Source organism: Ralstonia mojiangensis (genome assembly GCF_023955645.1).
Lineage (GTDB): Bacteria > Pseudomonadota > Gammaproteobacteria > Burkholderiales > Burkholderiaceae > Ralstonia > Ralstonia mojiangensis.
The window spans coordinates 135,292-149,677 of sequence record NZ_JAMXHU010000001.1; the positions used below are offsets into that span (position 1 = coordinate 135,292).

The 14,386-nt window shown below is 63.4% G+C and carries 12 protein-coding genes; 11 read left to right on the forward strand and 1 reads right to left on the reverse strand.

Features of this window, described 5'->3' with window-relative positions; translation table 11 throughout:
- The first annotated feature begins 2 nt into the window (after nt 1-2).
- From dgoD to NG898_RS00635, 4 genes are all read left to right on the forward strand, one after another.
- Nucleotides 3-1,151 (forward strand): galactonate dehydratase, encoded by a 1,149-nt coding sequence (gene dgoD, locus NG898_RS00620; RefSeq protein ID WP_012762895.1) that lies wholly within the window; start codon nt 3-5, stop codon nt 1,149-1,151.
- 115 nt (nt 1,152-1,266) lie between these two features.
- The gene (tkt, locus tag NG898_RS00625; protein WP_252690663.1) at nt 1,267-3,282 is read left to right on the forward strand and encodes a transketolase; all 2,016 of its coding nucleotides are present in this window, start codon (nt 1,267-1,269) and stop codon (nt 3,280-3,282) included.
- A gap of 86 nt (nt 3,283-3,368) precedes the next feature.
- A complete protein-coding gene (gap, locus tag NG898_RS00630; protein WP_009241512.1) occupies nt 3,369-4,367 on the forward strand; it encodes a type I glyceraldehyde-3-phosphate dehydrogenase in 999 nt (332 codons plus the stop codon).
- A 314-nt stretch (nt 4,368-4,681) separates the two neighbouring features.
- Entirely contained in the window at nt 4,682-5,725 is a 1,044-nt protein-coding gene (locus NG898_RS00635; RefSeq protein WP_252690664.1) for a LysR family transcriptional regulator, read from the forward strand.
- A gap of 73 nt (nt 5,726-5,798) precedes the next feature.
- Here NG898_RS00635 and fur read toward each other — a convergent pair whose 3' ends face one another.
- Entirely contained in the window at nt 5,799-6,230 is a 432-nt protein-coding gene (fur, locus tag NG898_RS00640; protein WP_252690665.1) for a ferric iron uptake transcriptional regulator, read from the reverse strand.
- Nucleotides 6,231-6,379: 149 nt separating this feature from the next.
- On the opposite strand from fur, the gene NG898_RS00645 reads away from it, so the two are divergent.
- The 7 genes from NG898_RS00645 to NG898_RS00675 all read left to right on the forward strand — a co-directional run bounded on the left by NG898_RS00645 (nt 6,380) and on the right by NG898_RS00675 (nt 14,269).
- Nucleotides 6,380-7,036, forward strand: a complete 657-nt coding sequence (locus NG898_RS00645) for an outer membrane protein assembly factor BamE (protein WP_252690666.1) — start codon at nt 6,380-6,382, stop codon at nt 7,034-7,036.
- A gap of 123 nt (nt 7,037-7,159) precedes the next feature.
- Nucleotides 7,160-7,951, forward strand: a complete 792-nt coding sequence (dapB, locus tag NG898_RS00650) for a 4-hydroxy-tetrahydrodipicolinate reductase (RefSeq protein WP_252690667.1) — start codon at nt 7,160-7,162, stop codon at nt 7,949-7,951.
- A gap of 177 nt (nt 7,952-8,128) precedes the next feature.
- Entirely contained in the window at nt 8,129-10,762 is a 2,634-nt protein-coding gene (gene leuS, locus NG898_RS00655; RefSeq protein ID WP_252690668.1) for a leucine--tRNA ligase, read from the forward strand.
- Nucleotides 10,763-10,792: 30 nt separating this feature from the next.
- Nucleotides 10,793-11,317: an LPS-assembly lipoprotein LptE gene (locus tag NG898_RS00660; RefSeq protein WP_037027129.1), complete on the forward strand. Its 525-nt coding sequence runs from the start codon at nt 10,793-10,795 to the stop codon at nt 11,315-11,317.
- Nucleotides 11,318-11,331: 14 nt separating this feature from the next.
- Nucleotides 11,332-12,408, forward strand: coding sequence for a DNA polymerase III subunit delta (holA, locus tag NG898_RS00665; RefSeq protein WP_252690669.1), 1,077 nt, complete (start codon nt 11,332-11,334; stop codon nt 12,406-12,408).
- Nucleotides 12,409-12,480: 72 nt separating this feature from the next.
- A complete protein-coding gene (locus NG898_RS00670; RefSeq protein ID WP_252690670.1) occupies nt 12,481-13,761 on the forward strand; it encodes a glutamate-5-semialdehyde dehydrogenase in 1,281 nt (426 codons plus the stop codon).
- An 85-nt stretch (nt 13,762-13,846) separates the two neighbouring features.
- Nucleotides 13,847-14,269: a CopD family protein gene (locus NG898_RS00675; protein WP_027680553.1), complete on the forward strand. Its 423-nt coding sequence runs from the start codon at nt 13,847-13,849 to the stop codon at nt 14,267-14,269.
- The last annotated feature ends 117 nt before the right edge of the window (nt 14,270-14,386 follow it).

Here is a 14,386-nt window from a genome sequence, read left to right on the forward strand (position 1 = left end):
CCATGAAAATCACCCGCCTGACCACGTACCGCCTGCCGCCGCGCTGGATGTTCCTGAAAGTCGAGACCGACGAGGGCGTCACCGGCTGGGGCGAACCCGTCATCGAAGGCCGCGCGCGCACGGTGGAAGCGGCGGTGCACGAGCTGTCCGATTACCTCATCGGCCAAGACCCGAGCCGCATCAACGACCTCTGGCAGACCATGTACCGCGCCGGTTTCTACCGTGGCGGCCCGATCCTGATGAGCGCCATCGCCGGCATCGATCAGGCGCTGTGGGACATCAAGGGCAAGGTGCTGGGCGTGCCGGTATACGAACTGCTCGGCGGTCTCGTACGCGACAAGATGCGCACGTACAGCTGGGTCGGCGGCGACCGTCCGGCCGACGTAATTGCAGGCATGAAGGCGCTGCAGGCCGGCGGCTTCGATCACTTCAAGCTCAACGGCTGCGAAGAGATGGGCATCATCGACACGTCCCGCGCCGTCGACGCGGCGGTCGCCAAGGTCGCCGAGATTCGCTCGGCGTTCGGCAACACCGTCGAATTCGGGCTCGATTTCCACGGCCGCGTTTCTGCGCCGATGGCCAAGGTGCTGATCAAGGAGCTGGAGCCGTATCGCCCGCTCTTTATCGAAGAACCCGTGCTGGCCGAGCAGGCAGAAACCTATGCCCGCCTGGCCGCCCACACGCATCTGCCCATCGCCGCTGGTGAGCGCATGTTCTCGCGCTTCGATTTCAAGCGCGTGCTGGAAGCGGGCGGGGTATCGATCCTGCAGCCGGACCTGTCTCACGCCGGCGGCATTACAGAATGCGTGAAGATCGCCGCCATGGCCGAGGCCTACGATGTGGCGTTGGCGCCGCATTGCCCGCTTGGCCCCATCGCGCTGGCCGCTTGCCTGCACGTAGATTTCGTGAGCTGGAACGCCACGTTGCAGGAACAGAGCATGGGCATTCATTACAACAAGGGCGCTGAACTGCTCGATTACGTGCGGAACAAGGCTGATTTTGCGCTGGAAGGCGGCTATATCCGCCCGCCGCGCCTGCCTGGCCTGGGCGTGGATATTGACGAGGCATTGGTCATCGAGCGCAGCAAGGAAGCCCCCGACTGGCGCAACCCGGTGTGGCGCCACGCCGACGGTTCCGTCGCGGAGTGGTAAGCCGGGCGGGGGAGGGGACGTCGTAGCACGTTTTACTGACCGCGATCACCCCAGCCGGGTCATTCCCGTCTGGTAAAATCGCGGTTTTCCCGCCTATCTCCTGCCGCAGGTTCGCATGACCGCCCCCGCCCTCCACTCGAATACCACCCAGCCTACCCAGTTGATGGCCAGCGCCATTCGCGTGCTTGCCATGGACGCCGTCCAGCAAGCCAATTCGGGCCACCCCGGCGCGCCGATGGGCATGGCGGATATCGCCGTGGCACTGTGGAGCCGCCACCTGCGCCACAACCCGCTGAACCCGCGCTGGCCTGATCGCGACCGCTTTGTGCTGTCCAACGGCCACGGCTCGATGCTGGTCTACGCGCTGCTCCACCTGACCGGCTATGACCTGCCGATGTCGGAACTGAAGAACTTCCGCCAGCTGCACAGCAAGACCGCCGGCCACCCGGAATACGGCATCACCCCGGGCGTGGAAACCACCACCGGCCCGCTGGGCCAAGGCATTACCAACGCTGTCGGCATGGCCCTGGCCGAGCGCCTTTTGGGCCAGGAATTCAACCGCCCGGGCTTCGACATCGTCAACCACCACACCTATGTCTTCCTGGGCGACGGCTGCCTGATGGAAGGCATCAGCCACGAGGCATGCTCGCTGGCCGGCACGCTCAAACTGAACAAGCTGATCGCGCTGTGGGACGACAACGGCATCTCGATCGACGGCGACGTTGTCCACTGGTTCAACGACGACACCCCGAAGCGCTTCGAAGCGTACGGCTGGAACGTGATCCGCGCCGTGGATGGCCACAGCGTTGACGCCGTTGACGCCGCCATTGCCGAAGCCAAGAAGTCGGACAAACCGACCCTGATCTGCTGCCGCACGCTCATCGGCAAGGGCGCGCCCAACAAGGAAGGCGGTCACGACGTGCACGGCGCACCGCTGGGCGGCGTTGAAATCGCTGCCGCGCGTGAGGCGCTGGCTTGGCCGCACGCCCCGTTTGAAGTCCCGCAAGCCGTGTACGACGCGTGGGATGCCAAGGGCCAAGGCCAGGCACTGGAAAAGGCTTGGAACGCACTGTTCGATGCGTATTCCGAGCGCCACCCGGCCGAAGCCGAGCAATTCGAGCGCCGCATGCGTGGTGAACTGCCGGAAGCCTTCGACAAGGCCGTCGCCGAGTTCATTGAGAAGTGCGAGCAGAAGGCTGAGACCATTGCCACGCGCAAGGCCAGCCAGAACACGCTCGAAGCCTATGGCCCGGTGCTGGGCGAGCTGTTGGGCGGCTCGGCTGACTTGACCGGCTCGAACCTGACCAACTGGAGCGGCAGCAAGGCCGTGCGTGTGGACGCCTGGGGCAACCACATCAACTACGGGGTACGCGAGTTCGGCATGAGCGCCATCATGAACGGCATTGCGCTGCACGGCGGTTACATTCCGTACGGCGGCACGTTCCTGACGTTCTCCGACTACAGCCGCAATGCGCTGCGCATGGCCGCGCTGATGAAGATTCGCTCGATCTTCGTCTTCACGCACGATTCCATCGGCCTGGGCGAAGACGGCCCGACGCACCAGTCGATCGAGCACGTTGCCAGCCTGCGCTTGATCCCGAACATGGATGTCTGGCGCACCGCCGACACCACCGAAACCGCCGTCGCCTGGGCCGCTGCCATCCAGCGCCAGAACGGCCCGAGCTGCCTGATCTTCAGCCGCCAGAACCTGCCGTTCCAGGCGCGCAACCCGGCCACGCGCGAAGCCATCGCTCGCGGCGGCTACGTGCTGCGCGATGCCTCCAACGGTAAGCCGGACGTGGTGATCATCGCCACCGGCTCGGAAGTTGGCCTGGCGGTTGGTGCAGCAGACCAGCTTGCAGCCGAGGGTATCCATGCGCGCGTGGTGTCGGTGCCCGCCACCACCGTGTTCGACAAGCAGGATTCCGCCTACAAGGCGAGCGTGCTGCCGGCCGGTGTGCCGCGCATCGCCGTGGAAGCGGGCGTGACCGATTTCTGGTGGAAGTACCAGGTACAAGCGGTGGTCGGTATCGACACGTTCGGTGAGTCGGCCCCGGCGGGCGTGCTGTTCAAGCACTTCGGCTTCACCGTCGAAAACGTGGTGAACACCGCCAAGAGCGTCATTGTTTAACTGAATTTGCGTACGCGGCACCCACGAGGTGCCGCGCTGGTTTTTATCGCATCGTCGATTTCTTTTCTGCTATCAGGAGACTGACCATGACCATCAAGATCGGCATCAACGGCTTCGGCCGCATCGGACGCATGGTGTTCCGCGCCGCCGCCGCCAACTTCAAGGACATCGAAGTTGTTGCCATCAACGACCTGCTCGAGCCCGACTACCTGGCGTACATGCTGAAGTACGACTCGGTACACGGCCGCTTCGACGGTGAAGTGTCGGTCGACGGCAACACGCTCGTCGTCAACGGCAAGAAGATCCGCCTGACCGCCGTGAAGGATCCGTCTGAACTGAAGTGGGGCGAAGTCGGCGCCGACGTGGTGATCGAATCGACCGGCATCTTCCTGACCAAGGAAGGCGCGCAGAAGCACATCGATGCGGGCGCCAAGAAGGTGATCATGTCGGCCCCGTCCAAGGACGACACCCCGATGTTCGTGTACGGCGTGAACCACGAAACGTACAAGGGCGAGGCGATCATCTCCAACGCTTCGTGCACGACCAACTGCCTGGCACCGGTTGCTAAGGTGCTGAACGACAAGTGGGGCATCAAGCGGGGCCTGATGACGACCGTGCACGCTGCCACTGCCACGCAGAAGACCGTTGACGGCCCGTCCAACAAGGACTGGCGCGGCGGCCGCGGCATCCTGGAAAACATCATCCCGTCGTCCACCGGCGCTGCCAAGGCCGTGGGCGTGGTGATTCCGCAGCTGAACAAGAAGCTGACCGGCATGTCGTTCCGCGTGCCGACGTCGGACGTGTCGGTCGTTGACCTGACCGTCGAGCTGGAAAGTGCAGCCACGTACGCTGAAATCTGCGCCGAAATGAAGGCACAAAGCGAAGGCGCGCTGAAGGGCGTGCTGGGCTACACCGAAGACAAGGTCGTCGCTACGGATTTCCGCGGCGATGCACGCACCTCGATCTTCGACGCCGAAGCCGGCATCGCACTGGACGGCACGTTCATCAAGGTCGTGAGCTGGTACGACAACGAGTGGGGTTACTCGAACAAGTGCCTGGAAATGGCGCGCGTGGTCGGCAAGTAATCCTGCTTAACGGCCCGGAAGAACGCGCCTTTGGGCGCGTTTTTTCATAGACAGGCGAAGCGGAGGAGTCGTCACGGCCACACGACGCTCATCGGGGGCCTGCTCGACGTTTGTTACCGACCGGAAAGAAAACGTTTGCGGATGCGCAAATTTTGAATTCGGGCTACAGGAATTCGCTTTGAAAATCGGGTTGCAGTCCGTACACTGAACAATTACTACATTGTGATGTGGCGGGCTTTTACGTCGCGTCCGGCCCATTGCCTTGGCAATGGTTGCCTTTCCAGTTTTCCAACGTGTTCGAGCCAAGGCGTCCCATGGTCAACGTCGATACCAAGCTGCTGGTGATTTTTGTTGAGCTGCTCAGCAAGCGCAACGCCACCTACGTGGCTGAAAAGATGCACATGACCGCACCGGCTGTCTCGCATTCGCTGGGCCGCTTGCGCGAAATTTTCGACGATCCCCTCTTTATCCGTGTCCCGCACGGCCTGACGCCGACGCCCAAGGCGCTCGAACTGGGTCCCAAGGTGCGTGAGATGCTCGACCTCTGGGCCGCCATCAACGAGGGCGATATCGCCACGTTTGACCCGGCCGAAGCCACCGGTACGTTCAACGTCAGCTTTGCCGGCACGTTGGGGGATGCGCTGTTCGATCGCTTCCTGCTGCGCATCAAGCGTCTGGCGCCGGCATTGCAGGTGCGCCTGACTGAGTCGTCTTCGTGGGAAGCCGATGTGGCGGCCATGCGCGCGAACGAGCTGGACCTAGCGTTCTCGCCGTTCCCCACGCGCCACCCCGAGATCATGGAAGAGGTCGTCACCTCCTTCAACATGTGGGTCTGTGCACGCAAGGACCACCCGATCCTCGGGGAACGCTGCACGCTCGAGCAATACCTCGACTGCGAGCATATCTTCATCGCGCAGGGCAGCCCCGGCAGTCGTGTTGCGCCGTCGCTCATTCCGCTGGACTACGCCTTGCAGCAGCGCGGCCTCAAGCGCAACTCGACCATGACTGTGCATAGCTGGCGCACGCAAGGCGAAGTGGCTGCTCAGACCGACATGATCTTCACGGTCAACTCGCTGATGAAAGACATGGTCTGCAAGATGTACGACCTGAACGCGTTCCCGCTGCCCGCAGAGCTCGAAACCGTGCTGGGCCTGAACATGCTGTGGCACCGTAGCCGCAACACGCATCCGATGCTTGTTTGGGCGCGTCAGCTCTTCAAGCAGGTCGTGGCCGAATACACTGGGCAGGCGTCAGGTGCTCCGGCGCATCCGCCCATGCAGGCCAATGAGCACGGCAAGGCAGAAAAAGGCGGCCAGGGCGACGCAGAAAAGGAGGACGAGACGCGGCTGTCCGCCTGACATCCGCCATCTCGCCGCTTCAATGAAAAACGGCCGCAGGCGATGCGGCCGTTTTCTTTTGCGATGTGATGCTTCAGCGCTTTGGTCGATGCGGGCAGGCTTCCTTCGTGCAATTGCCATAGAGCGACAGCGCGTGCTCTTGCAGCGCAAAGCCGCGCGCACGGGCGATGCTCTGCTGGCGCTGCTCGATCTCGGCATCGAAAAATTCTTCCACACGGCCGCAATCGAGGCATACCAGGTGATCGTGGTGCTTGCCCTCGTTGAGTTCGTAGATCGCCTTGCCGGATTCGAAGTTGTTGCGTGACAGCAGGCCCGCCTGTTCGAACTGCGTCAGCACGCGATAGACCGTGGCCAGGCCAATGTCCAGGTGCTCGGCGAGCAGGATGCGGTACACGTCTTCGGCGCTCATGTGGCGCTCTTCGCTGGTCTGAAAGATCTCGAGGATCTTCAACCGCGGCACCGTGGCTTTCAGACCGATGTTCTTGAGGTCTGCAGGACTCGGCATGCGCCAGGCTCCCTAGAGTACAATGTTCGGATTCCAATCATAAGGGTTTTGGCGGCAAAAGTCCTATTGACGGGCATGCACGATGTGCCCAGCCGTCGCCGATTCCTCCCGTACCGGCATGTCCGGAACCGTTTGAAGGCCGATCGCTCATGACCTTTTCCTTTGCGCGCAGTCCTGTCCGTTTTACCCACGTCGCCCGTCGCGGCGGCCTGTTGGTGGGTGCCATGCTCGCTGCGTCGGCGTTGCTGGCCGGATGCGGCACCTATGACAGCACCACGCGCAAGATCGCCAATGCCATCACGCCGTATCGCATCGATATCGTGCAAGGCAATTTCGTCTCGCGCGAACAAGCGGCGCAGCTCAAGGAAGGCATGACGCGCGACCAGGTGCGCTTCGTACTTGGCACGCCGCTGTTGACGGATATGTTCCATGCCAACCGCTGGGATTACATCTTCTCGTTCAAGCGTGGCAACACGGCCGTTGTGCAGGAACGCAAGCTGACCGTGTGGTTTGACGGCGATCGTCTCTCCAAGTGGGTGGGCGCTGATGAGCTGCCGTCCGAATCGGAGCTGATCTCCGAGATCGATGGCATCAAGCGCCCGAAGAAGGATGCCGCGCAAGCTGCCGCCGCTGCGGGCGCCGCTCCGGCAGCGCGCGCACCGTCGATTCCGTCGGCTGAAGTCACTGACCGCGTGCAGTCGACTACCGGTTCCAAAAACAATGTTGACGTGACGTTGCCGGAGCGCCGCACCGGCGGTGGCGGGACCGACACCAGCGTTCCGCCGCCGGCCACCACGTCGCCCTGAACGTCCAGGGGCGCACGTAGCCAGAGCATCGGCACACCATCTTCGAGCGAGCGGCGGACGGGTTCCGCCGCTTGTGCGTTTTACAGACCGCTTTCTCTTTTGCAGCTTTTCGCTTCCACCGACATGAAAATTGCGATTGCAGGCGCCTCGGGCCGCATGGGCCAGATGCTGATCGACACCGTACTGCGCACGCCGGGCGTGACGCTTGGCGCCGCGTTGGATCGCGCCGGCAGTGACGCCGTGGGACAGGATGCCGGCGCCAAGCTTGGCAAGACCACTGGCGTGATTGTGACCGACGACGTGCGCGCGGGGCTCTCCCAGGCCGACGTGCTGATCGATTTCACGCGCCCTGACGCGACGCTCAATCACCTGAATGTGGCGCGTGAGCTGGGCACTGCCGTCGTGATCGGTACGACCGGTTTCACGGCAGAGCAGAAGGCCAGCTTCAAGACCTACGGTGAATCGATCGGCGTGGTTTGGGCCCCGAACATGAGCGTGGGCGTGAATGCGACCTTCAAGCTGATCGAAGTCGCCGCCAAGATCCTGGCGCAGGGCTACGACGTCGAGATCATCGAGGCGCACCACAAGCACAAGATTGACGCGCCGTCGGGCACCGCGCTCAAGATGGGCGAGATCGTAGCCGAGGCACAGGGCACCAAACTGGCCGATCGCGCGGTCTATGCCCGCGAAGGCGAGACCGGCCCGCGGGAGCTGGGCACCATCGGTTTTGCCACGGTGCGCGGCGGCGACATCGTAGGCGACCACACCGTGCTGTTTGCCGGTGACGGCGAGCGCATCGAGATCACGCATCGCTCCAACACGCGCCAGTCGTATGCCGAAGGCGCCGTGCGCGCTGCGGTGTACGTGGCTGGCAAGAAAGGTTTGTACGACATGAACGACGTGCTCGGCCTGTAAATCAGGCGGGCAGGAAAGGGCGCCGGCAGGCCTGTCCGGCGCCTTTTTTCTCCGCTCGCGATCGCCCGGATGGGGCGGGTGGCGACGGTATAATCGGGCCTTTTCCGTTATTCAATCCGGCTGCGCGCGTTGGTGGCGCGGCTGCAATCGCCCGGGGTACCCGGACGACCCATCACCATGCAAGACAAATACTCCCCGTCTGAAGTTGAACAGCAAGCGCAGCAACATTGGCAGGCCCTGGATGCCTACCGCGTGACCGAACACGCGCGCGCTGCTGACGGCTCGGACAAGCCCAAGTTCTACGCGTGCTCGATGCTGCCGTATCCGTCGGGCAAGCTGCACATGGGCCACGTGCGCAACTACACGATCAACGACGTGATGACGCGTCAGTTGCGCATGAAGGGGTACAACGTGCTGATGCCGATGGGCTGGGACGCCTTCGGCATGCCGGCGGAAAACGCCGCGCTCAACAACGGCGTGGCACCGGCTGCATGGACGTACGACAACATCGCTTACATGAAGAAGCAGATGCAGTCGATGGGTCTGGCGATCGACTGGTCGCGCGAAGTGGCGACCTGCAGCCCGGACTATTACCGCTGGAACCAGTGGCTGTTCCTGAAGATGCTCGAAAAGGGCATCGCCTACCGCAAGACCGGCACCGTCAACTGGGATCCGGTCGACCAGACCGTACTCGCCAACGAGCAGGTGATCGACGGGCGCGGCTGGCGCTCGGGCGCGATCGTGGAAAAGCGCGAGATCCCGATGTACTACCTGGGCATTACCAAGTATGCGCAGGAGCTGCTCTCCGACCTTGATCCGCTGGGCTGGCCGGAGCGCGTCAAGCTCATGCAGCAAAACTGGATCGGCAAGAGCGAGGGTGTGCGTTTTGCATTCCCGCACAACATTTCCGGGGATGACGGCAAGCTGATCAACGACGGCAAGCTGTATGTCTTCACCACGCGCGCCGACACCATCATGGGCGTGACCTTCTGCGCCGTGGCCGCTGAACACCCCATCGCTACGCACGCCGCTCAGACCAACCCGGCACTTGCGGCCTTCATCGAAGAGTGCAAGCACGGCAGCGTCATGGAAGCCGACATGGCAACCATGGAAAAGAAGGGCATGCCGACGGGCCTGACCGTCACACATCCGCTCACGGGCGAATCCGTGCCGGTGTGGGTCGGCAACTACGTGCTGATGACCTACGGCGATGGCGCCGTGATGGGCGTGCCCGCGCACGACGAGCGCGACTTCGCCTTCGCCAACAAGTACAGCCTGCCCATCAAGCAAGTCATCGACGTGAAGGGGCAGTCGTACGACACGACCACCTGGGCCGATTGGTACGGCGACAAAGAACACGGCGTGCTGTTCCACAGCGGCAAGTACGACGGCCTGAATTATCAACAGGCTGTCGACGCCGTGGCTGCCGATCTGGCTGCACAAGGCCTGGGCGAGAAGAAGACCACCTGGCGCCTGCGCGACTGGGGCATCTCGCGTCAGCGCTACTGGGGCACGCCGATCCCGCTGATCCATTGCGAGAGCTGCGGCGTCGTGCCGGTGCCCGAACAGGATCTGCCGGTGCGCCTGCCCGAAGACCTCGTTCCGGATGGCACGGGCAACCCGCTGAACAAGGACCCGCGCTTCCTGGAATGCACGTGCCCGTCGTGCGGCAAGCCCGCGCGCCGCGAGACCGACACGATGGATACGTTCATCGATTCGTGCTGGTACTACATGCGCTATACGTGCCCGGACGGCGACACCATGGTCGACGCCCGCAACGATTACTGGATGCCGATGGACCAGTACATCGGCGGCATCGAGCACGCGATCCTGCACCTGCTGTACGCGCGCTTCTGGACCAAGGTCATGCGTGACCTGGGCCTGGTCAAGTTCGACGAGCCGTTCACCAACCTGCTCACGCAGGGCATGGTGCTCAACGAGACGTATTACCGCGAAGATGCCTCGGGCAAGAAGCAGTGGATCAACCCGGCCGATGTTGACGTGCAGACCGATGAGCGCGGCCGTCCGATGGGCGCCACGCTCAAGGCCGACGGCCAGCCGGTGGTGATCGGCGGTGTGGAAAAGATGTCGAAGTCGAAGAACAACGGCATCGACCCGCAAGCGCTGATCGACCAATACGGTGCCGACACGGCGCGCTTGTTCACGATGTTCGCAGCGCCGCCCGAGCAACAGCTCGAGTGGAACGATGCTGGTGTGGAAGGCGCCTCGCGCTTCCTGCGCCGTCTGTGGAACTTTGGCGTGGCGTATGCTGACGCAATTCGCGCTGGTCACGGTAATGGCGTCGTGGCGGGTGCAACGGACGCCGATCGCGCGCTGCGCCGCGAGCTGTACACCGTGCTCAAGCAAGCCAACTACGACTACGAGCGTCTGCAGTACAACACCGTCGTCTCGGCGACGATGAAGATGCTCAACGCGCTGGAAGGTGCCAAGGACGCGGGCGACGATGCGCGCCGCGAAGGCCTGGGGCTGCTGCTGCGCGTGCTGTATCCGGTGGTGCCGCACATCACGCACGTGCTGTGGACAGAACTGGGCTACGCCGGTGCGTATGGCGACTTGCTCGACGCCCCGTGGCCGCAGGTCGACGAAGGTGCGCTGGTGCAGAGCGAGATCGAACTCGTGCTGCAGGTCAACGGCAAGGTGCGCGGCAGCATCGTCGTGCCGGCCGATGCCGACCGTGCCGCCATCGAAGCGATTGCCGCCAAGGATGAGGCGGTCCAGAAGTTTGCTGAAGGCAAGCCGCCCAAGAAGATCATCGTGGTGCCGGGCCGTCTGGTGAACGTGGTGGCCTGATCGGCCATCCCACTCAAGGAACGCATGGTTATGTCGTTGTCCCGAGGTTTGTCCCGCCGCCGCTTTGGTCGCTCTGTCCTTGCCCTGGCGATCGCGCTGCCGGCGCTGTCTGCCTGCGGCTTCCACATGCGGGGCAATACCGACTTCGCGTTCAAGCGCCTGTACATCAACCTGCCGCAGAACTCGCAGATGCGCGCGCAGCTGCGCCGGCTGATCGACAACGGCTCCGATACCGTTATCGTGTCGGACAAGAAGGACGCCGATGCGCTGCTCGACGTGCTGGCCGAAGACCGCGTGAAGACCATCTCGTCGCTCACGCCGCAAGGTGTGGTGCGCGAATACCGCATCACGTATCGCTTCCGGTTCCAGCTGCGCGATGCGCACGACAACCTGCTGATCCCGCCGTCGGAAATCACGCAGTTCCGCGATCTCTCGTACAACGAGACGCAGGTGCTCGCCAAGGACTACGAAGAAGCGGCGCTCTACCGAGACATGCAGGGCGATACGATCAACCAGCTCGTGCGGCGCCTCGGTGCCGTGAAGCTGCCGTCATAAGCGGCCGGCTGGTCATGCAACTGCGGCTCGACGCGCTCGAAGGGCACCTCAAGCAGGCCGGCGCCAAAGGCCTGGCGCCGCTGTATTTGGTGCACGGTGACGAGCACCTGTTGGCACTGGAAGCGGTCGATGCGCTGCGCCAGGCCGCACGCGCGCAGGGCTTTACCGAGCGCGAGGTGATGAGTGTCGAGCGCGGTTTTTCGTGGTCGCGCGTGACCGAGGCGCAGCAATCGATGTCGCTGTTCGGGGATCGCAAGATCGTCGAGCTGCGCATTCCGTCCGGCAAGCCCGGCAAGGATGGCGGCGAAGCATTGCGCGCATTGGCTGCAGGCACGCCGTCCGGGCCGGCCACCGACACCGTCACGCTGATCACGCTGCCGCGTCTGGATTTTGCGACCGCCAAGTCGGCGTGGTTTGCGGCGCTGGAAGGGGCGGGCGTGTCGATCAAGGTCGATTCGGTGGATCGCACCAAGCTGCCCGGCTGGATTGGCGAGCGCTTGGCGCGCCAGCAGCAACGCGTGGAGCCCGGTGATCCTGGCCGCCGCGCGCTGCAGTTCATTGCCGACCGCGTGGAAGGCAACTTGTTGGCCGCGCATCAGGAAATCCAGAAACTCGGCTTGCTGCATCCGCCCGGTGTGCTGACGTTCGACGATGTGCACGATGCGGTGCTCAACGTGGCGCGTTACGACGTGTTCAAGCTGTCCGAAGCCATGCTGGCAGGCGATGTGCCGCGGCTGGTCCGCATGCTCGAAGGGCTGCGCGGCGAGGGCGAAGCCACGGTCCTGGTCCTCTGGACGTTGACGGAAGAAATTCGCGTATTATCAAAAATCGCCTCGGGCGCGGCCCAGGGCAAGCCGGTGGCGTCCATGCTGCGGGAACTTCGGGTCTGGGGCCCGCGCGAGCGGCTGGTGCCGCAGGCGGCGCAGCGGTTGTCGCAGCGCGAGCTGGAGGGAGCGCTCTCCATGGCTGCCAAGCTGGATCGGCAGGTCAAGGGATTGCGCGAACCATCGCTGCCCGCCGAACCTTGGGATGGTCTGCTGCAACTGGCGATGCGCATCGCGCGGCCGGGCAGCCTGCCGGTGCCGGTCTGATCCGCCTATCGGCGCAAGCCTCCGAATTGTCCTCACACTGAATTTGCCGGCAGCTCGCCGGTCGCGATCATCATGAAGCAGCTCGACGTGAACGAATACATGGCCCTGGTCGGCCGTCAGGCGCGCACCGCTTCGCGCGGCATGGCCCGCGCCGGCACCGCGCAAAAGAACCGCGCGCTGTTGCATATTGCGGCCGCCGTCCGTCGCGATGCCGCCAAGCTCAAAGAGATCAACGCCCGCGACGTCGAGCGCGCCCGCGCCAACGGCCAGGATGCCGCCTTCATCGACCGCCTCACGCTGACCGACCGCGCCATCGATACCATGGCCGCTGGCCTGGAGCAGATCGCCGCGCTGCCCGACCCCATCGGCGAGATCAGCAACATGAAGTTCCGCCCGACCGGCATCCAGGTCGGCCAGATGCGCGTGCCGCTTGGCGTGATCGGCATCATCTATGAGTCGCGTCCGAATGTGACGGTGGACGCCGCGGCGCTGTGCATCAAGTCGGGCAACGCGACCATCTTGCGCGGCGGTTCCGAAGCAATCGAATCGAACGGCGCGCTGGCCGCGCTCATCGAGGAAGGGCTGGCCGATGTCGGCTTGCCTGCCAACGCCGTGCAGGTTGTGGCCACCACGGATCGGGCGGCGGTCGGCAAGCTCATCACCATGACGGAGTATGTCGACGTGATCGTGCCGCGCGGCGGGAAGAGCCTGATCGCACGCTTGATCGAAGAAGCCCGGGTGCCGATGATCAAGCACCTGGACGGCATCTGCCATGTCTACATCGACGCCGATGCGGACATCGAGAAGGCCGTGCGCGTGTGCGACAACGCCAAGACGCAGCGCTATGCGCCGTGCAACACGATGGAGACGCTGCTCGTGTCGCGCGACGTTGCTGCACGCGCGCTGCCGCCGCTGGCAAAGATCTACCAGGACAAGGGCGTGGAACTGCGCGTATGCCCGGCCACGCGCGCTACGCTGGAAGCTGCCGGCTTCGGCAATCTGAAGGACGCCGTTGAGGCCGACTGGCACACCGAATACCTTGCGCCGATCCTGTCGATCCGCACTGTCGACGGCCTGGACGCCGCCATCGAGCACATCAATACCTACGGGTCTGCGCACACCGATTCCATCATCACCGAGAATTATTCGACCGGCATGCGCTTCCTGCGCGAGGTCGATTCGGCCAGCGTGATGATTAACGCGTCCACGCGCTTTGCCGATGGTTTCGAGTACGGCCTGGGCGCCGAAATCGGCATCTCAAACGACAAGCTCCACGCGCGTGGACCGGTCGGGCTGGAGGGGCTGACCTCGCTGAAGTACGTCGTGTTCGGACACGGCGAGATCCGCTCCTGATATCGCTTGTTGCACGTTGAGCGCCGCCGCGAGCGGCGCGCGATGTGTTTACCGTTCGCGCTTCACCAATCACGGGACTGTTCGCATGCTCTGGGTCAAAGCCTTTCACATCGTCTTCATTGCGTCGTGGTTTGCCGGGCTGTTCTATCTGCCGCGCATCTTCGTCAACCTGGCGATGGAAACCGAGCGCGCGGCCATCACGCGCCTGCTGATCATGGCGCGCAAGCTGTTCCGCTTCACGACCATGCTGGCGATTGTCGCGATCCTGCTTGGGCTGTGGCTGTTCCTGGGATATCGCATCGGGCTGTATCCGCCCAATGGCTGGATGCACGCGAAGCTCGCACTGGTGCTCGTGACGATCGGTTATCACCACGGTTGCGGCGTGCTACTGCGCAAGTTCGAGGCGGGCGCCAATAAACGGTCCCACAAGTTCTACCGCTGGTTCAATGAACTGCCGGTGCTGTTGTTGCTGGCGATTACGATCCTGGTGGTCGTCAAGCCGTTCTGAGACCACTGCAAAATGATTCTGACGATCCAACCCGTCATTACCGTACGTCTTGTACCGTCTGCGTCGGCGTTGAACCGTCAGAACCGCGTCGCTTCAGTTTGCAGCGATCTCTAACTA

What these genes read in the sequence shown, in the direction of transcription:
- tkt (WP_252690663.1), top strand. Translation starts at nt 1,267, where the DNA reads ATGACCGCCCCCGCCCTCCACTCGAATACCACCCAGCCTACCCAGTTG.
- NG898_RS00635 (WP_252690664.1), top strand. Translation starts at nt 4,682, where the DNA reads ATGGTCAACGTCGATACCAAGCTGCTGGTGATTTTTGTTGAGCTGCTC.
- NG898_RS00645 (WP_252690666.1), top strand. Translation starts at nt 6,380, where the DNA reads ATGACCTTTTCCTTTGCGCGCAGTCCTGTCCGTTTTACCCACGTCGCC.
- NG898_RS00675 (WP_027680553.1), top strand. Translation starts at nt 13,847, where the DNA reads ATGCTCTGGGTCAAAGCCTTTCACATCGTCTTCATTGCGTCGTGGTTT.
- holA (WP_252690669.1), top strand. Translation starts at nt 11,332, where the DNA reads ATGCAACTGCGGCTCGACGCGCTCGAAGGGCACCTCAAGCAGGCCGGC.
- NG898_RS00670 (WP_252690670.1), top strand. Translation starts at nt 12,481, where the DNA reads ATGAAGCAGCTCGACGTGAACGAATACATGGCCCTGGTCGGCCGTCAG.
- fur (WP_252690665.1), bottom strand. Translation starts at nt 6,230, where the DNA reads ATGCCGAGTCCTGCAGACCTCAAGAACATCGGTCTGAAAGCCACGGTG.
- gap (WP_009241512.1), top strand. Translation starts at nt 3,369, where the DNA reads ATGACCATCAAGATCGGCATCAACGGCTTCGGCCGCATCGGACGCATG.
- dgoD (WP_012762895.1), top strand. Translation starts at nt 3, where the DNA reads ATGAAAATCACCCGCCTGACCACGTACCGCCTGCCGCCGCGCTGGATG.
- NG898_RS00660 (WP_037027129.1), top strand. Translation starts at nt 10,793, where the DNA reads ATGTCGTTGTCCCGAGGTTTGTCCCGCCGCCGCTTTGGTCGCTCTGTC.
- leuS (WP_252690668.1), top strand. Translation starts at nt 8,129, where the DNA reads ATGCAAGACAAATACTCCCCGTCTGAAGTTGAACAGCAAGCGCAGCAA.
- dapB (WP_252690667.1), top strand. Translation starts at nt 7,160, where the DNA reads ATGAAAATTGCGATTGCAGGCGCCTCGGGCCGCATGGGCCAGATGCTG.